Source organism: Sharpea azabuensis DSM 18934, assembly GCF_000702165.1.
Taxonomy (GTDB): domain Bacteria; phylum Bacillota_I; class Bacilli_A; order Erysipelotrichales; family Coprobacillaceae; genus Sharpea; species Sharpea azabuensis.
In genome coordinates, this window is the sequence record NZ_JNKU01000026.1 from 15,419 (window position 1) to 39,395 (window position 23,977).

General features: G+C 37.4%; 19 protein-coding genes and 1 pseudogene. 16 read left to right on the plus strand and 4 right to left on the minus strand.

The window, feature by feature from the left end:
- Positions 1-7: 7 nt before the first annotated feature.
- The 6 genes and pseudogenes from dnaG (at position 8) to T529_RS0106600 (ending at position 5,588) form a co-directional block, all read left to right on the plus strand.
- Entirely contained in the window at positions 8-1,795 is a 1,788-nt protein-coding gene (gene dnaG, locus T529_RS0106575; protein WP_033162821.1) for a DNA primase, read from the plus strand.
- A complete protein-coding gene (gene rpoD / locus T529_RS0106580) occupies positions 1,795-3,048 on the plus strand; it encodes an RNA polymerase sigma factor RpoD (RefSeq protein WP_033162822.1) in 1,254 nt (417 codons plus the stop codon). The genes dnaG and rpoD overlap by 1 nt, the downstream gene beginning before the upstream one ends.
- Positions 3,048-3,719: a tRNA (adenine(22)-N(1))-methyltransferase gene (locus T529_RS0106585; RefSeq protein ID WP_033162823.1), complete on the plus strand. Its 672-nt coding sequence runs from the start codon at positions 3,048-3,050 to the stop codon at positions 3,717-3,719. The genes rpoD and T529_RS0106585 overlap by 1 nt, the downstream gene beginning before the upstream one ends.
- Positions 3,716-4,459, plus strand: coding sequence for a Nif3-like dinuclear metal center hexameric protein (locus T529_RS0106590; RefSeq protein ID WP_156032195.1), 744 nt, complete (start codon positions 3,716-3,718; stop codon positions 4,457-4,459). Before T529_RS0106585 ends, T529_RS0106590 begins: the two co-directional genes overlap by 4 nt.
- Positions 4,460-4,512: 53 nt before the next feature.
- A pseudogene (locus T529_RS12330) lies at positions 4,513-4,908 on the plus strand (NUDIX hydrolase); the annotation flags it as partial.
- A 59-nt stretch (positions 4,909-4,967) separates the two neighbouring features.
- Positions 4,968-5,588, plus strand: a complete 621-nt coding sequence (locus tag T529_RS0106600) for an NUDIX hydrolase (RefSeq protein WP_051646894.1) — start codon at positions 4,968-4,970, stop codon at positions 5,586-5,588.
- A gap of 13 nt (positions 5,589-5,601) precedes the next feature.
- Here T529_RS0106600 and T529_RS0106605 read toward each other — a convergent pair whose 3' ends face one another.
- Positions 5,602-6,516 (minus strand): 4-hydroxy-3-methylbut-2-enyl diphosphate reductase, encoded by a 915-nt coding sequence (locus T529_RS0106605; protein ID WP_033162825.1) that lies wholly within the window; start codon positions 6,514-6,516, stop codon positions 5,602-5,604.
- Positions 6,517-6,656: 140 nt separating this feature from the next.
- Between T529_RS0106605 and T529_RS0106610 the strand changes: the two genes are divergently transcribed.
- Entirely contained in the window at positions 6,657-8,042 is a 1,386-nt protein-coding gene (locus tag T529_RS0106610; protein ID WP_033162826.1) for a DEAD/DEAH box helicase, read from the plus strand.
- Positions 8,033-8,914, plus strand: coding sequence for a deoxyribonuclease IV (locus T529_RS0106615; RefSeq protein ID WP_033162827.1), 882 nt, complete (start codon positions 8,033-8,035; stop codon positions 8,912-8,914). The genes T529_RS0106610 and T529_RS0106615 overlap by 10 nt, the downstream gene beginning before the upstream one ends.
- A 599-nt stretch (positions 8,915-9,513) precedes the next feature.
- Here the strand turns inward: T529_RS0106615 and T529_RS0106620 are convergent.
- Positions 9,514-9,753: a hypothetical protein gene (locus tag T529_RS0106620; protein ID WP_033162828.1), complete on the minus strand. Its 240-nt coding sequence runs from the start codon at positions 9,751-9,753 to the stop codon at positions 9,514-9,516.
- Positions 9,754-10,049: 296 nt separating this feature from the next.
- Between T529_RS0106620 and T529_RS0106625 the strand changes: the two genes are divergently transcribed.
- The gene (locus T529_RS0106625) at positions 10,050-10,631 is read left to right on the plus strand and encodes a manganese efflux pump MntP (protein WP_143064984.1); all 582 of its coding nucleotides are present in this window, start codon (positions 10,050-10,052) and stop codon (positions 10,629-10,631) included.
- Positions 10,632-10,664: 33 nt separating this feature from the next.
- On the opposite strand, the gene ispG is transcribed toward T529_RS0106625, so the two are convergent.
- Entirely contained in the window at positions 10,665-11,741 is a 1,077-nt protein-coding gene (gene ispG / locus T529_RS0106630; protein ID WP_033162829.1) for a flavodoxin-dependent (E)-4-hydroxy-3-methylbut-2-enyl-diphosphate synthase, read from the minus strand.
- 121 nt (positions 11,742-11,862) lie between these two features.
- Entirely contained in the window at positions 11,863-12,126 is a 264-nt protein-coding gene (gene rpsT, locus T529_RS0106635; protein WP_033162830.1) for a 30S ribosomal protein S20, read from the minus strand.
- Between the two features lie 206 nt (positions 12,127-12,332).
- Between rpsT and T529_RS13610 the strand changes: the two genes are divergently transcribed.
- The 7 genes from T529_RS13610 (at position 12,333) to mfd (ending at position 23,852) form a co-directional block, all read left to right on the plus strand.
- Positions 12,333-12,458 (plus strand): hypothetical protein, encoded by a 126-nt coding sequence (locus T529_RS13610; protein ID WP_274518634.1) that lies wholly within the window; start codon positions 12,333-12,335, stop codon positions 12,456-12,458.
- 377 nt (positions 12,459-12,835) lie between these two features.
- The gene (gene glgB / locus T529_RS0106640) at positions 12,836-14,980 is read left to right on the plus strand and encodes a 1,4-alpha-glucan branching protein GlgB (RefSeq protein WP_156032199.1); all 2,145 of its coding nucleotides are present in this window, start codon (positions 12,836-12,838) and stop codon (positions 14,978-14,980) included.
- A gap of 24 nt (positions 14,981-15,004) precedes the next feature.
- The gene (locus T529_RS0106645; protein ID WP_033162831.1) at positions 15,005-17,404 is read left to right on the plus strand and encodes a glycogen/starch/alpha-glucan phosphorylase; all 2,400 of its coding nucleotides are present in this window, start codon (positions 15,005-15,007) and stop codon (positions 17,402-17,404) included.
- Complete coding sequence (locus T529_RS0106650; protein WP_033162832.1) at positions 17,404-17,667, plus strand: DUF1292 domain-containing protein; 264 nt, start codon at positions 17,404-17,406, stop codon at positions 17,665-17,667. The genes T529_RS0106645 and T529_RS0106650 overlap by 1 nt, the downstream gene beginning before the upstream one ends.
- Before the next feature lie 95 nt (positions 17,668-17,762).
- On the plus strand, positions 17,763-19,850 hold the full coding sequence (pulA, locus tag T529_RS0106655) for a type I pullulanase (protein WP_033162833.1): 2,088 nt from the start codon (positions 17,763-17,765) through the stop codon (positions 19,848-19,850).
- Between the two features lie 8 nt (positions 19,851-19,858).
- Positions 19,859-20,419 (plus strand): aminoacyl-tRNA hydrolase, encoded by a 561-nt coding sequence (gene pth, locus T529_RS0106660; protein ID WP_033162834.1) that lies wholly within the window; start codon positions 19,859-19,861, stop codon positions 20,417-20,419.
- A gap of 4 nt (positions 20,420-20,423) precedes the next feature.
- On the plus strand, positions 20,424-23,852 hold the full coding sequence (mfd, locus tag T529_RS0106665; protein ID WP_033162840.1) for a transcription-repair coupling factor: 3,429 nt from the start codon (positions 20,424-20,426) through the stop codon (positions 23,850-23,852).
- The last annotated feature ends 125 nt before the right edge of the window (positions 23,853-23,977 follow it).

The following is a 23,977-nucleotide window of genomic DNA, read 5'->3' on the forward strand; positions in this document are numbered from 1 at the left end:
GGATTATATGCCCCGTATTCCACAGGCAAAAATTGATGAGATCAGACAGAGTGTTGATATCGTTGATGTCATGGGGCAGTATCTTTCATTAACCAAAAAGGGCAGAAACTATGTCGCTATCTGTCCTTTCCATGAAGATACCCATCCCTCTCTTTCTATTTCAGAAAATAAACAAATCTATATGTGCTTTGTCTGTCATAATGGTGGAAATGTCTTTACATTCTTACAGAATTATTTACATATAAGCTATATTGAAGCAGTCGGCAAGGTGGCTGAGATGGGTCATGTGGATATGACTGGCTATGATCTTTCTAAGCGTATTGCCCCTGTTGACAATAAGCTTAAGCCTTACTATGACATGCATGCAGAAGCACAAAAAATTTATACATACTATTTAAATACCCAAGTTGGTATTGGGGCTAAGGATTATTTACATGATCGTGGTTTTGATGAGGAAATCATCAAGACATTTGGCATTGGCTATGCACCAGCGAAAAATATTCTCTTTGATGCCTTTACGAAACTAGGTTATGACAACATCACCATGGAGAATTCTGGCTTAGTCATTGAATCCCAACAACATTATGATCGTTTCAGCGATCGTATTATCTTCCCATTATGGGATGAACAGGGACGTGTTGTTGGTTTCTCAGGTAGAATCTATCGGCCAAATCAAGAAGGCGCCAAGTATATGAACTCACCTGAAAGTGAGATCTTTATCAAGGGACAGACCCTTTATAACTACCATAATGCTTTGCGTGCAGTGCGGGAAGCTGGTTTTGTCTATATTAATGAAGGCTTCATGGATGTCATTGCGATGCATCGTGCCCAGCATGATAACTGTATTGCCTTAATGGGAACGGCTTTGACGAATGGACATGTGCGCATGCTCAAAAGGATGACGAAAAAGATTGTCCTTTGTTTAGATGGTGATGCAGCAGGGCAGAATGCTGCTATGAAATCATGCGATTTCTTAGTAAAAAACGGCTTTGAAGTACGTATCATTCTCTTGCCCGATGGCCATGATCCAGACGAAATATTCAAGAGTGATGGCAAGGATGGTTTAGATCGTCTCTTAAGAGATGAATTGACACCATTTGACTTCCTGATGCTTTTTGAATCGGGTAGACTGGATCTACGTAACTATGATGATCGTTCAAAACTATTTGATCGTGGTGTTGAAGTGATTAGCCAGATGACGGATGATAAACAGATTGATGATTGTGTAACAAAGTTATCCAATCTCACCCAGTTCTCAAGAGAAATCATCCTTAATCACCTGCAGAATAAACAAATTGAGAAACCACAAGAATATGCCCCAGTTGTCAGACAAATAGAAGAAACAAGAATGCTTGTTGATAAATATATCCAGGCTGAAAGAAACTTGCTTTTCTATATGTTGAATGATAAAGAAGTGGCCGAGCAGTATAAAGCGAAAGCCGGCTTTATGTATAATGATGTTTACCGTGTTGTGGCAAGCTATATTGTGGATTATTATCGTAAGAATAATGTCATGGATGAAGCCAATCTGATTGACCGTATTCTTTCTGATCGTATTAGTGAACAGAAGAAGAATATTCTTGTCCAGGCAATAGTGGAAATATCCAATATCCAGTTGCCTTTGCCAGCTAGTAATCAACAAGAGGCCATTCGTGATTATATTAGGACGATTGGTGAAAATGCGATTGAATTAAAGAAGAAGCAGCTCTTGGATCAGTTCCAGCATGTTCTTGATCCTAAACAACAAGCAGCTATACTTCAAGAGATAAATGAGTTAAAGAAGGAGACTATGTAATGGCTAAAAAGAAAAGTGTAAAAGGCGTTACTGTTGATGATCTTAAAAACCTCATTCTAGAAGAATCAAAGGCCAATGATGGCAAGTTATCTAGTGATGATGTTGATGAGTTATTCACAAAATATGATTTAGATGAAGAGACAATTGATGAATTACAAGAATTCATTAGTGGTCATCCAAAAATTGAACTTGTCGAAGATGATGGTCTTGATGACTTAGAAGTTGATGATGATGACATCATGAGTGGGACAAGTGACTTGGATGACTTAGAAAGCCTTGATGATCTTGATGGCTTAGGTGGCGATAGTGATGGCGATATGCCTGATTTAGACTTTGATGCCGACTTAGACATGGGTGATACCATGAATATGTTGGAGGATGCAAAGGCTGATGATGATGGTCAGTTAGGCTCAAATGTCAAGATCAGCGATCCTGTCAAGATGTATTTGAAGGAAATTGGTACAGTCGACCTCTTAACCCAGGAAGAAGAAGTTGAACTGGCAAGAAAGATTCAGGAAGGCGATGAAGAAGCGAAAAAGAAACTGGCTGCTGCCAACTTAAGATTGGTTGTATCCATCGCTAAGCGTTATGTTGGTCGTGGTATGCTTTTCTTGGACTTAATTCAGGAAGGTAATATGGGGCTTATTAAGGCTGTTGAAAAGTTCGACTATACAAAGGGCTTCAAGTTCTCAACTTATGCAACATGGTGGATCAGACAGGCCATCACAAGAGCCATTGCCGATCAGGCGAGAACAATCCGTATCCCTGTCCATATGGTTGAAACCATCAACAAGCTTACTCGAGTACAGCGTCAGCTCATCCAGGAACTTGGCAGAGAACCAACAGCTGAAGAAATTGCTGACAAGATGGAAGGCATGACACCTGAAAAAGTCCGTGATATTCAGAAGATTTCCCTAGAACCAGTTTCCCTAGAAACACCAATTGGTGAAGAAGATGATTCTCACTTAGGGGATTTCTTGGAAGATGAAGGGGCAATGTCTCCTGATGACTATGCATCAAATGAATTACTCAAGGACGAACTTAATGAAGTGCTTCTAGAACTGACTGACCGTGAAGAGAAGGTCTTAAGATTAAGATTTGGTCTTGATGATGGTCGTACAAGAACACTTGAAGAAGTTGGTAAGGAATTCAATGTCACAAGAGAACGTATCAGACAGATTGAAGCAAAGGCTTTAAGAAAACTGAAACATCCATCACGTTCTAAACGCTTAAAGGATTTCTTAGACAAGTAATGAAATTACATTCCAAACGCTTGCTTGCCATAGCTAAGGCTATTGCACAGCACAAGCAGGGAATAATTTTGGCAGATATTGGCACTGATCATGCTTATCTGCCTTGTTTTCTATATGATCAAGGTGTGATTGAGAAGGCTTATGCCTGTGATGTGGCAGAGGGGCCATTAGCATCATCAAAACAGACCATTATCGCCAATCATATGGAAGGCAAGATTATTCCTCTTCTAGGCAATGGGTTGGATCCTATTGTCAATGAAGATGTGGATATGATTTCTATTTGTGGCATGGGTGGAATGTTGATGATAGAAATCTTGGATGCCCATAACGAGATGCATGATCATCGTTTCTTTCTTCAAGCCAATAATGGCTTAGCTGAATTACGGGCTTATTTAGCAGGGCATCATTTCTGTATTATTGATGAAGATCTTGTCGAAGATGCCCATCATATTTATGAATATATGGTTGTGGAAAAAGGAGAGATGGTTCTTGATGAAGATGATCTTCTCTTTGGTCCTATTAACCGTCAAAAGAAAACAGAACTCTTTAGAAAGAAATGGCAGTTTGAATTAAATGTGCAAAAGAAAATCATTGCCTCACTGCCAGAAGGGCATCCAAAACGTATAAATGTGCTTAAAATGATTGAAAAGATAGAGAAGGTGTTAGCGTGATTGTACAAGATATTATTGATATTATGGAAAGCCATTTCCCTGAACACTTACAAGAAGAATGGGATAAAAGTGGCTTTCAGCTAGGTGATCGCAAGCAGCAAGTGACAAAAATCATGGTGGGGCTTGATGCGGACTTAAGGACATTAAATGAAGCCATTGAACAAGGCTGTAATATGCTTATTACCCATCATCCTTTCTTATTCAATAAGCTCAATCTTGACTTTGATACTTCAACAGGGCAGTTCATTCAAAAAGCCATCATGCATCATGTTGCCGTCTATTCAGTCCATACCAATCTTGATAAAGTTGCCATGAATGTCTGGCTTGCCAAAGCTACGCTCCTTGAACATATTGATGTTTGTGAAGAAGATGGTTTAGTGCGTAAAGGACAACTCCCTCAAGTCATGAATAGGAATGATTTTGTCAACCATCTCAAAAAGACATTACATGTTGATGTTGTGAAGGTTGCTGGAGTGAAAGATAATATTCAAAGCGTGGCTGTATGTGGTGGTTCAGGAAGTGATTATATTGATGCCGTTAAGAACCAGGTCGATGCCTATGTCACTGGCGATTTAAAATATCATGCGGGCATGCAGGCATATGATGATGATTTTCTCTTGGTGGATGTCGGTCATCATGTTGAAGTGATTATGGTTGAAAAGCTTGCTTCTATTTTAAGAGAGGAAAGTAGCCTGGAAGTGGTGGAAAGCACGTCACCGGACTACTATCAGTACCTATGATTATCACAACGCTCGTTTATCTCAAACGCAACAACTAGACATTACTTCTTTATCGCAACAAGAAAGAAAAAGATATCAATCAAGGAAAGTGGATTGGGGTTGGTGGAAAGCTAAAAAATGGTGAATCGCCCTATGAATGTGCTGTGAGAGAAACATATGAAGAAACTGGCTATAGGATTCATAGTGCGCGTTTTGTCGGGATGGTCAGTTTTCCTGGTCTTTATTATGGCGAAGATGAATTGATGTTTATCTATACGTCTTCTCATTTCTCTGGTGAACTTCATGAAACAAATGAAGGGGAGTTACACTGGGTGAATGATGAAGAGGTCGGAACATTACCAACATGGGAAGCTGATCATCACTATCTTTCCTGGCTTAATGATGACAAGGCTCATGAAGCTAAAGTGGTTTATCAGAATGATCATCTTGTCAGTTATGAAGAGCACTGAGCAATTTATTATGTCATTTTGAAAGACTATGATAGAATGACAAAAAGGAAGTGATGATTATGCAGGATATCTTAAAAAAGTTACAAGAAGAGAGCTGTAAGCCTACTCTTGCCCATAATCATAAAGGCGCTTCAAGCATCCTCATACCTCTTATTGAAGAAAAGGGGGAGACATATATTCTCTATGAAGTACGTTCTCGCCATATCACCCAGCCATTAGAAGTATGTTTTCCTGGTGGCCGTTTAGAAAAACATGAGAAGCGTAAAAAAGCCGCCCTTCGTGAAACATGTGAAGAACTGCTTGTGAATGAAAAACAGGTTGAAATCATCAGTGCTCTTGATGGCCATATGAGTGTCAATGGACGTGCCATCTGGCCTTTTATTGGCATCTTGCATGACTATCACAATACTTATTCTAGAGATGAAGTTGATCATGTTTTTAAAGTCCCACTGTCTTATTTTCTTACTCATGAGCCTGAAGTGCATAAGATGGTTTATAAACCTTTTCTTGAAGATAACTTCCCTTATGAATTAGTTGGAGGAAAGGATTATCCTTTTATGACAATGAAAAGAGACTTGCTTTTCTATCAATATGATGGGGAAGTTATCTGGGGGATTACAGCTGAAATCACTTATAAATTTATTCAGAAAATCAAACAATATAGGAAAAGTGATGACTAATTGCCATCACTTTTTAAAGTATCTTTGTATAATCAATTGTTGGTTTGATGTAGGTTGTTGGGTCATTTTCATCAAATTGTCGAATAAAGTTAATGATCTGGTTCGTAAGACTTGTAGGTGTGGAAGCACCTGAACTGATAGCCGCATGGTGTTTGCCTTTGAGTAAGTTGACATCTAGTTCATCAATAGAACCAATCATATAAGTCTCTTTGCCAGCCTGATCTTGACTGATTGAAGCAAGCTTCTTCGTGTTATTGGAATGAGGATCCCCGACAATAAAGACAATATCAATATCTTCATCCATATTCTTAATAGCTTCCTGTCTGATCTTTGTCGCATTACAAATTTCTTGTTCAATTGTGACATCATCAAGAATAGTTTTGGCATATTCACATAAGTCATAGACATCAAAGAGAGACATTGTTGTCTGGTTGGTGATGATATATTTCTTATGTGGATCAACGTCATCAAAATCTTCCTTCTTGGTAATCAGATGAATATGTTCAGGATCAATCATCAATGCCCCTTCACTTTCAGGGTGACCTTTCTTGCCAATATAGAGTACTTCATAGCCATCCTTAAGTTCTTCTTTAATTAAATCATGGGTCTTTATGACATCTAAACAACTTGCATCAATCACATCAAGCCCTTTAGCGAGGGCTTTTTGTGTAACTTCATCTCCAGCTCCATGAGCAGTAATGACAACAGTGCCTTCATTCACTTCATCCAAGAGTTCAAGTCTTGTTTTGGAAGCATCTTCAATTGTAATGGCCCCTAAGTCTTTGAGGGCGTTTACGATATATTCATTATGAACTATCATCCCGAGAATATAGAGGGGTTTATGGCTTTTAGCTGCTTCTTTGGCGATATTGATTGCACGCACAACCCCTTTACAATAACCTCTTGGTGTTATTCCTGTTACTTTCATGTATAAACCTCTTTTCTTTCTTTAAGCCTACCAATTCTTGAAAAGAAATGCAAGTCATAGAAAAGTATGAATTTATCAATAAAATTTGATTTTGGAAAAAAGTATGGTATAATCAATTGGCTTAAAAGGAGGCGAAAAGTATGACTACATTTATGAATTATCATTTTCAAGAATTTGTCAATAGGACAATTGAACATATGCATTTTGACACACCAACACCTATTCAGGAAAAGGTGATTCCCCTTGTCACACATCATCGTGATATCATGGGTATTTCCCAGACAGGTACAGGTAAGACACATGCATTCCTCTTACCTATTATGAATGAAATCGATACATCAAAAGATAGTGTCCAGGTTGTTATTGTTGCCCCAACACGTGAACTTGCGATGCAGATTTATGAGAATGCGAAAGTCTTTAAGAAATATAATGAAGCATTACGTGTTTCTCTTGTGATAGGTGGCAGTGATAAACAGAAGGCAATCGCAAAACTTAACCATCAGCCCCATGTTGTCATTGGGACACCGGGAAGAATTAAGGACCTTTCTTTAAATGAACAGGCTTTGATCATTACAACGGCAACACGTTTCGTTATAGATGAAGCGGATATGACATTGGAATTTGGTTATTTAGAAGATCTTGATGAAGTCTTAGGCAAGATGCGTGAGGACTTGCAGATGCTTGTATTCTCCGCCACAATTCCCCAAGAACTCCAGGTCTTCTTAAGAAAATATATGAAGAATCCTGAATTGGTGCAGGTTGATGAAAAGAAAGCCTCATCAGATCATGTCAATCATTACCTCATTCCTACAAAACACAAAGATCGTTATGAAGTCTTGAGATCAATCATGAATATTATTGATCCATATATCTGTATTATCTTCTGTAATACAAGACAGGAGGCCAGCAAGCTTACGCATCAGTTAAGAAATGATGGCGTAAAAGTTGGTGAAATTCATGGTGACTTACAGCCACGTGAAAGAAAACAGATGATGCGTCGTATTCATAATAATGAATATCAATATATCGTTGCAACAGATATTGCCGCAAGAGGTATTGATATCGATGGTGTATCCCATGTTATCAATATGGAATTCCCAACCGAAAAAGATTTCTATATTCACCGTTCTGGCCGTTGTGGCCGTGGCAGTTATACGGGTGAATGTTTCTCCATGTATGATACAAGCAATCAGGCGATGACAGAAGCTTTAGAAAAGAAAGGTATTCACTTCTTAATGAAAGAGATCAAGAAGGGACATCTTGTTGATGCTGGTGAACGTCAGAAACGTAAGAACAGAACACATGAACCAAGTGAACTTGAAAAAGAAGTCGCAAAGATTGTACGTAAGCCACGTAAAGTAAAACCTGGTTATAAAAAGAAGAGAAAAGCGGAAGTTGAAAAGCTTTATCGTAAAAAGAAACGTGAAATCATCCGTAATGATATCCGTCGTCAGAGAAAAGAACGTTACAAGAAAGCACAGCGTGAAAAGAGATTGGCTGAGGAGAATAATAGTTCATGGGATTAATTATTGGATCACATGTAGGAATGTCTGGCAAGCAGATGCTTGTTGGAAGCGTTAAGGAAGCTTTAAGCTACAAGGCCAATACTTTCATGTTTTATACCGGTGCACCACAAAATACAAGACGTAAGCCAATTAGTGAATTACGTGTTGATGAAGCCAAGGCCTTAATGCAGGAAAATGGTATTGATATGGATCATGTCGTTGTTCATGCGCCTTATATCATCAATCTTGGCAATACAATTAAACCAGAAACCTATGCGTTAGCTGTTGATTTTTTAGCTCAGGAAATTGAACGCGTGGATGAAATTGGGGCGAAGATTCTTGTCCTTCATCCTGGTGCTCATGTCAAGGGTGGCATTGAAGCAGGACTTGATTCAATAGTTAAAGGACTCAATACAGTCTTAAAAGAAGACCAGGGCTGTACAATTGCCTTAGAAACAATGGCTGGCAAGGGGACGGAATTAGGCACAGACTTTGATCAGCTCAAGTATATTATAGATCATGTCGCACTCAGTGATAAATTAGGATTATGTCTTGATACATGTCACTTAAATGATGCGGGTTATGATATTAATGACTTTGATAGCATTCTTGATGAAGTTGATGCAAAAGTTGGTTTAGGGCGTGTAAAAGTCATTCATGTCAATGATTCGAAAAATCCTCGTGGTGCACATAAGGACCGTCATGAAAATATCGGTTATGGGACAATTGGCTTTGAAGCTCTCAACAACGTTGTTCATCATCCAAGACTTGAGAATGTTCCAAAGATTTTAGAAACACCTTATATTGAAGATGTAGCTCCTTATGGAGAAGAGATTGACATGCTTAGAAAGCAAGTCTTTAATCCACATCTTAAAGAAAAGATCATCAAATAAAAAGAAGACAAGGCTGTAATAAGTCTTGTCTTTATTGAATTTCTTTGTAGAACTTCTTCTTTTTCATTTAGTCATTTGTAGGGTAAATGACTAAATGAAAAGTAAGCATTATGACATAGTGAGAAAGAGATGATGCAAGTGAGATAGTTTCATTATGATATTTTTGAAATGCATGGGGATAAGAAATATGAGCCCTTACTCAAGCGATCAAAAAAGCTAAAAGGGTGAATGAGAAGAAGCCTATCATCAGGCTGTCACACGAGAAGTTGGGCTACTTTTTGTCATAGCTGTCTTTGTTTATGTTTTTTTAGCATTAATTCCTTCGATGATCGTAATGGCCGGATGAGCCGTTTGACTTACGCATTTATTGTTGTGTAAAGATAGGTTTGAAATACAAAAGTATGTATCGATTGAAAGAAAGAATTTAGAAAATATTGATCAATACTATGAAGCTTATCTGTATTACAACGTGGATGGCATGAAGGATTAAATAATCCTGCACCCTTTATAAAAAACTATCTGAGAATCATTCTTCTAGCCTATCAAGAGTGTTCGAAAAAGAAAAATCCTAAACCTAGAAAGGTTTAGGATACATGGATTTATGTGAGTAATGGTTTGAAATAAGTACACATATTATGGATGGAATCAATATTGCAGTCTGCAAGATGACTGATATATTCCTCTAAGACACAAGTATAGTCATCGTTGACTAAGGCATAGATGTTAGAACGCAGGGCACGTAGTATCTTGATTTGGGTATGCTTATCAACATAGATATCATGCAATTCTAAGACCTGATTGAATTCGTTTAATGAGATAGCGGTTAAATAGTTGTTCATTTTTCATTTCTCCTTTTCTAATACTTCTATATATTTATTCGTTTGAAAAGAAGAAATTACTCACTAAAAAATGAAAAAAATAAAATGTTAGTGTAGACTTACAAGGGAGGGTCAAGGTATAGTGAAAACACGTGAGGGAGTAGCAGCCCAAGTGGGGATGAGTCAACATAATGGTTATGTAAGCCTGGTTCATCCATAATTGCAAGACTCATGTTTAGCGCAAGCTATGCATGGGGTGAGTCTACATTCTAAGGTATAGCATGTGTGTGCTATATCTTTTATTTTGGAGGAAGATCATGTTTTCATTAGGTTTTATTTTCAATAGCTGTTTGACAGGTGTAGGTTTAGCGATGGACGCTTTTTCGGTAAGCCTTGCCAATGGCCTCAAGAATCCACGAATGCGCTGGTATAACCGTTTTAAGATTGCCGGTACGTTTGCCTGGTTCCAGTTTATGATGCCTATGATTGGCTGGTTTTGTGTGCATACATTAGTACGCTATTTTAAAGTTTTTGAGAAGTTCATACCTTATATTGCCTTGATTCTATTGTTGTATATTGGGATCAATATGCTTAAAGAAGGCTTGAGTGGGGAAATGAGTGAAGATGAGGCGGAAATTGATCATTCGACTTTAATGATTCAGGGAATTGCGACTTCCATCGATGCTTTGTCTGTTGGCTTTACCATTGCTTCTTATAATGCTTTAAAGGCATTTGTAGCCTGTGTGCTGATTGCGATTGTAACGCTTGTGATATGCTTAGTTGGCTTACGTATTGGTATTAAGTTTGGTGAGAAGCTAGCTGAAAAAGCAACAATCTTAGGTGGCTGTATTTTAATATTTATTGGCTTAGAAATCTTTGTGACAGGTGTATTTATGTAAAAAGAACCATGTAGGTTATTTCCTACATGGCTTTTAAGCTTTATGCTTTCTCTCTTCTACAAGTTTTAGAATTTCTTTCTTCAATTCGCTTACTAACTGATCTTCAGGAATTTTACGGATGATTTCGCCACCTTTTATAAGCAGGCCTTCACCAACTCCACCAGCAATACCAATATCCGCATTTCTTGCCTCACCTGGGCCATTGACGGCACATCCCATGATGGCTACGGTAATATCCTCATGAACATTTGCCTGTAGCCAAGGCTCAAGTTCGTTGGCAATAGGAAGCATATTGTATTGAATACGGCCGCATGTTGGACAGCTGACAAGTGTTGGCACACCACCGAGCAATCCTTCTTCCTTCAATAAGATTTTAGCAACCTGTATTTCTTTAACTGGGTCATCACTTAAAGAAACACGTATTGTATTACCAATACCTTCATACATCAGGGTACCCAATCCAAAGGCACTCTTAATTGTCCCACCTAATGCTGTACCAGCTTCCGTTACCCCAATATGAAGAGGATAAGGGAATGTCTTTGCAGCAAGTTCATAGGCCTTAATTGTCAGTAAGGTATTTGATGATTTAAGAGAAATGACAATATCATGGAAATCCAGGTCTTCGAGAATCTTGATATGATTCATGGCACTTTCAACCATACCTTCAGCAGTAGGCTTACCATATTTCTTCAAGATTTCTCTTTCTAATGAACCACCATTCACACCAATACGAATAGGAATATGTCTAGCTTTACAAGCTTCTACAACAGCTCTTGTATGTTCAATCGAACCAATATTACCAGGATTAATACGAATCTTATCAATACCTGATTCAATCGCTGTTAAAGCTAAACGATAATCAAAATGAATATCAGCAACCATTGGAATATGAATTTGTTTCTTGATTTCACGAATAGCTAATGCATCTTCTTGATCAAAGATTGCTACACGGATGAGTTCACAGCCTACTTCTTCAAGTTCTAATATTTGTTTTACAGTTGCTTCAACATTCTTTGTCTTTGTATTACACATTGACTGAATGACAACATGATCATTACCACCAATTGTCAAATCACCAACATGTACAGATCTTGTTTCATTTCTTAACATATGTAAACCTCATTTCTTTAATCATTTTATCTATAATGATTAAAGAATTCAATCATATGGATCTAAAGAAAAAAAGCTATTATGCCAAATGACATAATAGCCAAAGAAAAAACTCTCTTGATTAGCCAAGAGAGTTGATTTTTTTCTGTAATCTTGACTTCTGGTTAGAAGCATAATTCTTCTTGTGAAGACCTTTAGATACAGAAGAATCTAATTTGCTTGCGCATGAATTGTAAGCTTTGATAGCTTCTTCTTTATTACCAGCTTCAACTGCTGCTAAGACTTTTTTGATTTCAGTCTTTAATGCAGATTTAAAAGCAACATTCTTTGCATGTTTCTTATAATCGTTTTTATATCTTTTGATCTGCTGTTTCATGTGTGCCATAGTTCTCACCTCATCCTTTCGTTCATTTGCCCACTCATTCTAACAAAAAGCAATGCTAAATGCAATACTTTTTTTGATTGACCAATGATCGTGAAATTGAAGTTTGAAAAAATGTAATTTCTTTTGAGTAAAAAGTGAATTTCTAGCGAATACATATATAGGAGCACTTTTCTTCCGCCTCCGATTTGTGGCGGGAAAGGAGGTGCTTGGATGCAGGTTATCCTATGGCTCTTGAGAAGTGCAGTCGAGGCCGTCATCAAGCTGATGGCAGAGAAGGCACTGGAGCTTGTCATCAGGCAACTCATAAAGGCTATAAAGCATGCCTGAGCTAAGCCTCGTTAAAAGCTAGAAGGGACAAGAGTAGCAGCTCTTGTCCCTTCGATTTGCTTGAATGCAGATCTCGCAAGCCCAATATAAGCTAAATTGTGAAGTCTGTCAATAAAATGAGTATATCTAATCACATTTCCTGAACTGGAATAAAAATTTTCATTAACACTATAATGATGTGCATATTTTCTAACATTCTCGCAAGCATCAAGAAATCAAGATGAAATGGTGATAATATGAAAATGTTTTGAATTTGAAATGAAAATGAGGCTATTTTTTAAGTAAAGTATTGATGACAATATTTTTGTGAGTTGTCGAAAAGACATGGAATATTTGCATGTATCATGTATAATGAAGGTAAATGAAAGGAGTTACATTTTTTATGTTAGATAACTTTTTAATTCAATTATTCCATGAAGGAAAATGCATGGAAGCTTATAAGGTGTTTGGTGCACATCCTGAAGAATATAATGGGGAGAAGGGTGTGCGTTTTACTGTTTATGCACCACATGCAAGAAGCGTCCAGGTTGTTGGGGATTTCAACCTTTGGGATGGCAAGCTAGACTATATGGAGAGATATACGGATGGTGGTATTTTCACAAAATTCATTCCTAATGTCCAGGAATTCCAAGTTTATAAATATCGTATTGAAACATCATCTGGAGCACTTATAGATAAGGCTGATCCATATGCATTCTTTAGTGAAATGAGACCTGGTACAGGTAGCAAGTATTTTGATTTAGCTGGATATGAGTGGACTGATGCGAAATGGATGAAAAATCGTGATAAGAACTTCCATAAGCCACTCTCAATTTATGAAGCAAACTTAGGTAGCTGGAAGTTAAAGAAAGAATTTACCGATACAGAAGATGGCGAATTCTATTCTTATGAAGAACTTATAGATCAGATCATTCCATATGCCGTTGATCATGGCTTTACACATCTTGAACTTATGCCATTAAATGAATTCCCATTTGATGGATCATGGGGTTATCAAGCAACTGGTTATTTCTCAGCTACAAGTCGTTATGGACATCCAAAACAGCTGATGGCTTTTGTTGATGCAGCGCATGAAGCAGGGCTTGGTGTCATTATGGATATGGTTTTAGCGCACTTCGTTAAAGATGGTCATGGTTTACATATGTTTGATGGTGGCTGTGTTTATGAATATGATGATATTAATAGAAGATATTCTGAATGGGATTCTGTCTATTTTGATTGTGGTAAAGAAGAAGTACGTTCGTTCTTAATGTCTGCCGTTGATTTCTGGGCTGATATTTATCATGTTGATGGTTTCCGTTTTGATGCTGTCAGCAATATGCTTTATTGGAAGGGCAATAAATTCATTGGCCAGAATGATGGTGCCATTGAATTCTTAAAGCGCCTCAACAGCAATATGACAGAGAAATTCCCTGGTGTTATGATGATTGCCGAAGATTCAACAGATTTCCCATATGTCACTAAGAGTGTTGCTGATGGTGGTGTTGGCTTTGACTATAAGTGGGATATGGGCTGGATGAATGATACCTTAAGATATTTCAAAGAAGATCCAGTTTATCGTCAGTATGATCATAATTTATTAACATTCTCAATGATGTATTTCTATACTGAAAACTTTATCTTACCATTCTCACATGATGAAGTTGTTCATTCAAAAGGTACAATCCTCGATAAGATGTGGGGCAACAATGATCAGAAGTTTGCACAAGTTAAATCGCTTTATACATATATGTTTACACATCCAGGTAAGAAGCTTAACTTCATGGGGAATGAATTAGCTGAATATAAAGAATGGGATGAAAGAAAGGCTTTAGGCTGGAGTATCTTGAAATACCCACAGCATGATAGCTTCAATAAATTCTTTAGAGATTTAAATAAGCTTTATACAACTCATGATGCTTTCTATGATGACTATAATCCTGACTCATTTAGATGGTTAGTTGTTGATGATAATAGTCAGTCAGTATTTGCTTATGCAAGAATGAATCCAGATGGAGGATGCTTAGTCTTTGTTGGTAACTTCATTGGTAATCAGCATGAAGAATATACTGTACCTGTTCCTTTTGCTGGTAGCTATAAGGAAGTATTAAATACTGATGCAGCTGAATATACTGGCTCTAACTATGTCAATAGTCGTGCAATTCGTTCAAAGAAGGGCAAAGTTCTCAATGAAGAAAACTATATTAAAGTTAAATTAGCACCATTAGCATCATGCGTATTTGAATATCATGGTGAAGAAACACTTAATAGTGTACGTAAAGCAAAAGCAGAAGCTGAAGAAAAAGCAAGAAAAGAAGCTGAAGCAAAAGCTAAAAAAGAAGCTGAAGATCAGGCAAAAGCAGAAGCTGAGGCTAAAAAAGCTGAAGAAAAGAAAACAACAGTTAAAAAAGAAGTGCAAGCCAAAACAAAAAGTGATACAGTGAAGAAGTCTACTAAGGCTGCCCCTGCAAAGAAAACCGCCACAAAAAAGGCTGCAGAAAAGGCTCCAAAAAAAGCAAGTAAGACAAAGAAAAAAACTACAAACTAACTTAATTTGGGGGAAATTTGCTAAATGTTTAAAACAAAAGAAGAATTTAAGTATGAGTTCTCTAAGCGAATCATTGAAACATATGGTCGTACTGTAGAAGAATCTCATATTACTGAAAAGTTCATGATTCTTGAAAACATGGTTCGTGATTATGCTTCAGTCAACTGGGCTATGACTAAAATGAGTGTTCAGCAACATGAACAAAAACAGGTTCATTATTTTTCAATGGAATTCTTAATGGGGCGTTTATTAGTCAATAACATGATGAACCTTGGAATTTATGATATTGCCAAGGAAGGTTTAGCTGACTATGGCATTAATATCCATGAACTTGAAGAACTTGAATCAGATGCTGGTTTAGGTAATGGTGGTTTAGGCCGTCTTGCAGCATGTTTTATGGACTCACTTGCATCACTCTCTTATCCTGCTTTTGGACATACAATCCGTTATACATATGGCTTCTTTGAACAGAAGATTGAAGATGGATATCAGGTTGAAGTACCAGATCAGTGGTTAAGACTTGGCAATGCCTGGGAAGTTCGTAAACCAAAGCATCAGTGTGATGTTAAATTCTTTGGTCATGTTGTATGGAATGGTGACAAACAAAAATGGGAGCATGTTGATGCTGAATTAGTACGTGCTGTGCCATATGATGTCCCAATCGTTGGTGCTGATACAAAAGTTACGAATACATTAAGACTATGGAAGTCAGAACCAGCTGATGATATCCCAAGAAATAAAGATTTCCGTCAGTATACACAGGAAGTTAATGATATCACACAGACACTTTATCCAGATGATTCAACACCAGCTGGTAAGATGTTACGTTTAAAACAGCAATACTTCTTTGTAGCTGCTGGCTTGAATTCAATTGTGCGTGCACACTTAAGAGTTTATCCAGATTTACATAATTTTGCGGATAAGAATGTTATTCAGTTAAATGATACCCATCCAGTTCTTGTTATTCCTGAATTAATGAGAATCCTGATTGATGATTATGAATTTGAATGGGATGAAGCATGGGATATTGTTACACATACATGTGCTTATACAAACCATACAATCTTAGCTGAAGCATTGGAAAAATGGCCAATCGAAATGATGAAAAATCTTTTACCACGTATCTATCAGATCATCGAAGAAATTCATCGTCGTTTCATCGGTTATGTAAAGATTGCTTCTAATGGTGATGAACAATTATTGAATCGTGTCATGATCTTACGTGATGGTCAGGTCCATATGGCTAGACTGGCAATTGCTGGATCATTCTCTGTTAATGGGGTTGCCGCACTTCATACAGATATCTTAAAGAATCGTGAAATGCAGGATTTCGATCGCATTTTCCCAGGTAAATTCAACAACAAGACAAATGGTGTAACACATCGTCGTTGGCTTGCTTACTGTAACCCACAGTTAGCTGACTTATTACATGAAGCTATTGGGGATAGCTGGATTAAACATCCAGATGACTTAGAGAAACTTAAGAAGTTTGCTGATGATTCCATTATTCGCTCTAAGTTCCTCAATGTGAAATATCAGCGTAAAGAAGATCTTGCAAGATATATCAAGGAACATAATGGTATTGAAGTAGATGTTAATTCTATCTTTGATATCCAGGTTAAGAGATTACATGCTTATAAACGTCAGTTATTAAATATCATGCATGTTATTTACTTATATCAGCGTATGAAGGAAGATCCAAGTTTTAGAATCTATCCACATACATATATCTTCGGGGCTAAGGCTGCACCATCATACTACTTCGCAAAGAAAGTTATTAAATTGATTAATGCTGTTGCTGATGTTGTGAACAACGACCCTGTAACAAATCAGTACTTAAAGGTTGTTTTCATTGAAAACTATGGTGTTACAATTGCTGAACATATTATTCCTGCTGCCGATGTCTCTGAACAGATTTCGACAGCTGGTAAAGAAGCATCAGGTACTTCAAATATGAAATTCATGATGAATGGGGCCGTTACACTAGGTACATTGGATGGTGCCAATGTTGAAATTGCTGAACGTGTTGGAGATGAAAACTGCGTCATCTTCGGTATGAAGGTTGAAGATATTAATAAATTGAAAGCTGATAATAGTTATCATGCTTGGGATTATTACAATAATGACTTTAGAATCAAGAAGGTTGTTGATTCATTAACAGATGGCACATTTGCTTCTAGTCGTGAAGAATTTAAATTAATCTTTGATGAATTAATGAGCCATAATGATGAATATTATCTCTTAGTAGACTTCGATAGCTATGTCAAAGCACAGGAAAAGATTAATGAACTCTATAAAGATAGAGATAACTGGGCTAAGATGTGCATTATGAATATCGCTATGAGTGGTTATTTCTCAAGTGATCGTACAATCGAAGACTATGTGAAAGATATTTGGCACTTAGAAAGGGTAGCAAATAAGTAATGGATTTTACAAATGAACCAATCACAATTGTTGATGAATCAGGTGCAGAAAAGGAAGTTAGCTTAATTTTCTCCTATACTGATGAAGAAACAGGCCGTGAATACATGTTATTTGGTGATGATGGTGAAGATGATGTCAATGTATTTGTATTCTATCGTGATCCAGATACACCAGAAGATGAACTTGAAGAAATTGAAACAGATGAAGAGTATGAACGTGTAACAGAAGTACTCGATGCCTTGTTGAGTAATCAAGAAGTCTAATTGAAAGACCTGCCAATGCAGGTCTTTTCATGCATTCAAGTTGTATCTCGAATAAATTATGATAGAATAAGAAAATGTGAAAGGGGCGTTTTGTAATGCAGAGACAATCAATTAGAATGTATGCCGAGGCGATTGCCTTTGATGTCGTTAAGGTCTACCTTTCTAAAGGCTACTATAATGGAATCTCACCAAAATTTTATATAAAAGATACACTCACTACAGAACAAAAGCTGCTTCATGGTGATATGGGACAGGAAGAAAATGGCTTTAATACCTATTTGCTTCATGCCTCTGTCATCTTAGGAAGAAGTTATGTCATTTCTGATGCTTATGGACTAACTTGTTATGTTGATTTCTCACCAATTGCTCTGACTAAAGAGTTTGATGATCTCTTTTATTATGATGGAGATGATCTAGGTGCCCATTACACACCAGGAGTAACAACCTTTAAAGTCTGGTCACCACTTTCTACAGAAGTGACATTGAAAGTCTTTCGTAATGGGACAACACTCTTTTTCCCAATGAAGCGAGAAGAAAAAGGTGTCTACAGTGCTAAAGTATTTAAAGATTTAGATAACTGGAATTATCTCTATGAAATTAAGATGAATGAAGATTCAGTAGAAAGCTGTGATCCTTATGCCTATGCTTCTACCGCAAATATGGCTTCTTCAGTTGTCATTGATCTCAATAAGGTTAAACCAAAGAAATATCCTTTAAAGGCTGTTGAACATTACACTGATGCCATCATTTATGAAGTTGGCGTACGTGATTTCTCAATGGATGGCTATGGCGGATTGCGTCATAAAGGCAAGTTTCTCGCTTTTTCAGAAACAGGTAATAAAACCGTCATGGGACATTCAACAGGTGTAGATTATCTTGAAAAACTTGGTATTACACATGTCCAGTTAATGCCAATTAATGACTTTGCGACAGTCGATGAGGATCACCCTTATGATCTCTATAACTGGGGCTATGATCCAGCTCAATACAATGTCACAGAAGGCAGTTATGTCACTTTGCCTAATGATGGCTATCGCCGCATTCGTGAATGCCAGGAAATGATTGATAATCTTCATCGCCACCGTATGCGTGTTATTATTGATGTTGTCTATAATCATATGCATGATGTCAATAAGAATACATTGGAAAAGACATGCCCATATTATTTCTTTAGAAGGGATGAAAATGGTAATCTTTCTAATGGCTCATGGTGTGGTAATGACTTAAATAGTAAAGGCAAGATGTGCCGTAAATATATTCTTGATACCCTTAAGCGCTGGCAAGTATTATATGGTGCAGATGGCTTTAGAATGGATTTAATGGGGATTGTCGATATTGAAACAGTCAATATGATTCTTGCACAGGGAAAGAAGATTGACCCAAGTTTCATGCTTTATGGTGAAGGCTGGAATATGGGTACGGCTATTCCTGAGAATGAACGTACAACGATAGAAAACAACCACCAGACACCAGGAGTAGGTTTCTTTAATGATCATTTTAGAGACACTCTTCGTGGTAATAACCAGATTGAAACAAAAGGTTATGTTTCTGGGGATACATATAAGACAAATGAAGCCATTATCTGTATGGCTGATTATCAGAAATTCTACTCAATTGAACAGAATCTTAATTATATTGAATGTCATGATAATGCGACCATGTATGATAAGATCAATGTTTCAAATGTGGAAGAAAATGATCTTTGTAAGGAAAGACGCTGCTTGATGGGGATTGGCATGACGATATTCGCCCAGGGTATTCCTTTCTTGCATGCTGGTCAGGAATTCTTCGATACAAAGCAGGGTAATAATAACTCCTATAATGCTGGTGACATGGTGAACCAGTTAGACTGGGGTCGTCGTGATCGCTATATTGAAGTGACAAAGGATGTAGCTTTGTTTATTAAGTTAAGAAAAAACAATAAGTGCTTTAGAATGTTTGATTATGATGATATGCGTGCACATCTTGAAATCAACAATCTGAATCATCGCATGATTGAATATCATGTCTGGCAGGATGAAGGGGAGTATCGTGACTTCCGCATTTATTTCAATCCTTCTTATGACAAGATTGATGTTGAGATTGATGATGATTATAAAGTGCTCTATTGCATGGAAAATGAAAGTATTGTCAATCGTCATATGACCGTTACAGGTGTATCTATGGTGATTTGTGCAAGATAGAGGATGATATGAAATTAATTATAGGATTAGGTAATCCGGGAAAGAAGTATGATCAAACAAGACATAATACTGGATTCATGGTCATGGATGCTTTAGCGAAAAAACTCAACGTATCTATTGATACAAAGAAGTTTGATGGCCTTTATACGAAATTTAAGTATCATGGTGAAGATGTCATTCTATTAAAGCCTCAGACATATATGAATGAATCAGGTCAATCTGTTAGCCAGGTGATGAAATATTTTAAGGTGGACAGTGATGATGTCATGGTTGTCTATGATGATATGGACATGCCAACAGGCAAATTGCGTATTCGCCTAAAAGGTTCAGCTGGTGGTCATAATGGCATCAAGAGTCTGATTGCCCATATGCATACGCAGGAATTCAAGCGTATCCGTGTTGGTATTGATAAGATGAAGCATTATGATACAGTGGATTGGGTCCTTGGCCATTTCTCAATACCTGAGATGCAGCTCTTATTACCTGGTATTGATAAGGCTGTGGATGCTATTATATGCTGGATTGAGACGGACGATATCAATAAAGTCATGAATCAGTATAATGGGTGATGAAATGAAAAAAATTGTTGAGATATTAAAAAATAACCCTGCCGTTAAGACAATGCTTAAAGGCAAGGGAGAAATTGTTACGAATGAAGCTAGTGATGAGGCTTACCTCATCGCTAGTGCTTTTTTGCTTCAGCCACGTACAATGATTATTGTCAAAGAATCACAGTATCAAGCTATGCAGCTTTATACAAGCTTGCAGAATATGATTAATGATGTGGTTTATTTTCCTAGTGATGAATCATTACGTGTTGAAGCTGTCGCATATTCTTATGAACTGCTTGGGGAGCGTGTGAATGCCTTAAATGCGCTTTGCGAGAATAAGCCAGTGATTGTTGTCGCACATACACATTCCATTATTCGCTATGTCAGCTCTCCAGAAGTCTTTAAAGAAAATAAATTATCATTACATGTAGGACAAATTATTGAACCAAGCATTCTTAGAAAACAGCTTGTATCAATGGGTTATCAGGTGACACAGCGTGTTGACTCACCATTTTATATGAGTAAGCGTGGGGGTGTTATTGATGTCTATTCGATTCAATATGAATCACCCATTCGTATTGAATTCTTTGATGATGAAATTGATACCATCTCTTTCTATGACAAGGATACGCAAAGACGTAGTGAGAATGTCAAAGAAGTAGAAATATTGCCTGCTACAGACATGCTTTACCGCGAAGAAGAAGTGGATGAGGTTGTTGAAGCAATCAAAGCCCTCAAAGCAAAAAGTCAGCTCGAAGGTGAATATAAAGAAGAACTTGATGAGAATATTGAAATGGATATACAATCGCTATATGCCCGTGAATTTACACCACGTAGCTATCAATACCTCTCATTGTTTCGCTCAACGGGATCTTTATTAGATTATGCGCCTAATTGCCTTCTTGTCACAGCAAGTTATGAAGGCATTAATGAACAATATAAACGTTTTGCCGAAGAATCGTTCTACTATTTCCATGAACTAGAAGAAATTGGAGAAATGTTGAAGGGGCTTAAGCTCTATCAGGATGTTGTATCTTTACTTAAGAAACATCAGATCGACTTCATCTGCTTTAAGAGTAAAGATCACCAGGTCTTATTTAATGCTCGCCCGGTGCAGATTTCCTTAGTGAATTCAAAGACATTCATTTCTCAGCTTAACGACTATCTGACCTATGATAAAGTGCTCTTGGCCTTAAGTGAAAAGCATCAGGTTGACAGCATGGTCAATATGTTTGATGAACTAGGGATGAAGTATACACTTGTCTCTGTTGATGATGCAATCTATGAGGGCATTAACATCTGTCTTGCCAACCTGCCTGAAGGCATGGAGTTTGTTGATGAGAGAGTTGCTGTCTTTACTTCTAATGAACTTTTTAAGAGTGCCACACATAAAAAGCGTTATATTAAATATAAAAATGCCACAATTATTAAAGACTATAATGAATTAAATATTGGCGATTATGTTGTTCATGATGTGAATGGAATAGGTCAGTATATGGGCATTAAGACCCTTGAAGTGGGTGGTGTGCATAAAGACTACCTCTATATTGCCTATAAAGGTAATGATGTTCTCTATGTCCCAGTAGAAAATTTCCAGCTTATTCGCAAATATTCTGCGAAGGATGGAAAAGTTCCAAGAATCAACGAACTTAACAGCACAAAGTGGCAAAAAGAAAAAGCTCGCGTACGACAGAAAGTCGATGGCTTGGCTGATGAATTGATTGCACTTTATGCGGAAAGAATGAAGCAGCCAGGATTTGCCTTTGAACCCGACAGTGCAATGCAGGTTGAGTTTGAAGAACAATTTGGCTATAATCTTACTCCTGACCAGCAGCGCTCGGTTGATGAAATCAAGGCGGATATGGAAAAGCCTCGACCAATGGATCGACTTCTTTGTGGGGATGTTGGTTTTGGGAAGACGGAAGTAGCTTTACGTGCTTGTATGAAAGCAATCTTAAGTGGTAAACAGTGTGCATTCCTTTGTCCAACAACCATTCTTTCGCAACAGCACTATCATACGATGTGCAAGCGATTTGAGAATTTCCCGGTTGAAATAAGATTATTAAATCGTTTTACAACGACAAAAGAGAAAAAAACCATTCTTAGTGATCTTAAAGAAGGCAAAGTTGATTTAATTGTTGGGACACATCGTTTGCTTTCTAAAGATGTTGTCTATAAGGATTTAGGCTTGCTTTGCATTGATGAAGAACAGCGCTTTGGGGTTCGTCAGAAAGAGAAGATAAAGGAATATCGTAAGACAATTGATGTGCTTACCCTTACTGCTACACCAATTCCAAGAACACTACAAATGAGCTTGATGGGCGTACGTGGTCTAAGTCAGATAGAAACACCACCAATGAACAGACTGCCTGTCCAGACATATGTAGCTGAAATGAATCCACCATTAATAAGACAGGTCATTGAACGAGAATTAGCCCGTGGCGGTCAGGTCTTCTATCTCCATAATCGTACCGAGAATATTATGGAAACTGCCAGCATGATTCAAAACATGTTACCAAATGCAAGAATTGGTATCGGTCATGGACAGATGAAAAAAGAAGAACTTGAAGATGTCATGAATGACTTTGTTGAACATCAATATGATATTCTTATCTGTACAACAATTATTGAAACAGGTATTGATATTCCTAATGCCAATACCATTATTGTTGAAGATGCGGATCGTTTTGGCTTAGCCCAGCTCTATCAGATCAAGGGGCGTGTTGGCCGTTCTGAACGCTTAGCCTATGCTTATTTATTGTATCGTAAAAACAAACAACTCAATGAAGAAGCCACAAAGCGTCTTAAAGCGATCAAAGACTTCACCCAGCTTGGCTCAGGCTATAAGATTGCCATGCGTGATTTATCCATCCGTGGGGCAGGTGATATCTTAGGTGGTGAACAGGCCGGCTTTATTGATACAGTTGGTTTCGATATGTATATGAAGATCTTACAGGATGCAATTAATGAAAAGCAGGGTAAGAAAGAGGAAGAAAGTGATATTGTTCCAGCCAAGAATGTCAAAGTTAATGGCTATATTCCAGAAGACTATGTGGAGAGTGATATGGAAAAACTAGAACTCTATCAAAAAGTCTATCATGCGAACAAGATGACAGAACTCAATGCAGTTGAAAAAGAACTTGTCGATCTCTATGGTAAGCTTCCTCACGAAGTAGAGAATATTGTTGTGAAACGCCGTTTTGAAATCCTTTGTCATAATAAGAATCTTGATGAAGTCAAGGAAGATCCTAATGGGATTACTATGCGCTTCACTCAGGAATTCTCAGAAAAAGCGGATGGTGAAAAGCTTTTTGGTATTGCCAATAAGCTCTTTACAAAGCCAAAATTCAAATATGCCGATAAAGAAATCTCACTTTATGTCAAGAGTGCTCCTGACTATATCAATCAGGCCACATCATTCTTACAGACAGTATTGACAATGCATGCATAAGAAAAGATGTCCGATTTGATACGATCCCCTAAAGGTAGACAGTACAAATACACAATATGTACTGCCCTGCTTTTAGGGGGTTTTATTATGGGACGAAAAGCAAAATATACATTTGAACAGAAACT

Coding starts and splice junctions, on each gene's coding strand:
- dnaG (WP_033162821.1), top strand. CDS start 8: ATGCCCCGTATTCCACAGGCAAAAATTGATGAGATCAGACAGAGTGTT.
- rpoD (WP_033162822.1), top strand. CDS start 1,795: ATGGCTAAAAAGAAAAGTGTAAAAGGCGTTACTGTTGATGATCTTAAA.
- T529_RS0106585 (WP_033162823.1), top strand. CDS start 3,048: ATGAAATTACATTCCAAACGCTTGCTTGCCATAGCTAAGGCTATTGCA.
- T529_RS0106600 (WP_051646894.1), top strand. CDS start 4,968: ATGCAGGATATCTTAAAAAAGTTACAAGAAGAGAGCTGTAAGCCTACT.
- T529_RS0106605 (WP_033162825.1), bottom strand. CDS start 6,516: ATGAAAGTAACAGGAATAACACCAAGAGGTTATTGTAAAGGGGTTGTG.
- T529_RS0106610 (WP_033162826.1), top strand. CDS start 6,657: ATGACTACATTTATGAATTATCATTTTCAAGAATTTGTCAATAGGACA.
- T529_RS0106615 (WP_033162827.1), top strand. CDS start 8,033: ATGGGATTAATTATTGGATCACATGTAGGAATGTCTGGCAAGCAGATG.
- T529_RS0106620 (WP_033162828.1), bottom strand. CDS start 9,753: ATGAACAACTATTTAACCGCTATCTCATTAAACGAATTCAATCAGGTC.
- T529_RS0106625 (WP_143064984.1), top strand. CDS start 10,050: ATGTTTTCATTAGGTTTTATTTTCAATAGCTGTTTGACAGGTGTAGGT.
- ispG (WP_033162829.1), bottom strand. CDS start 11,741: ATGTTAAGAAATGAAACAAGATCTGTACATGTTGGTGATTTGACAATT.
- rpsT (WP_033162830.1), bottom strand. CDS start 12,126: ATGGCACACATGAAACAGCAGATCAAAAGATATAAAAACGATTATAAG.
- glgB (WP_156032199.1), top strand. CDS start 12,836: ATGTTAGATAACTTTTTAATTCAATTATTCCATGAAGGAAAATGCATG.
- T529_RS0106645 (WP_033162831.1), top strand. CDS start 15,005: ATGTTTAAAACAAAAGAAGAATTTAAGTATGAGTTCTCTAAGCGAATC.
- T529_RS0106650 (WP_033162832.1), top strand. CDS start 17,404: ATGGATTTTACAAATGAACCAATCACAATTGTTGATGAATCAGGTGCA.
- pulA (WP_033162833.1), top strand. CDS start 17,763: ATGCAGAGACAATCAATTAGAATGTATGCCGAGGCGATTGCCTTTGAT.
- pth (WP_033162834.1), top strand. CDS start 19,859: ATGAAATTAATTATAGGATTAGGTAATCCGGGAAAGAAGTATGATCAA.
- mfd (WP_033162840.1), top strand. CDS start 20,424: ATGAAAAAAATTGTTGAGATATTAAAAAATAACCCTGCCGTTAAGACA.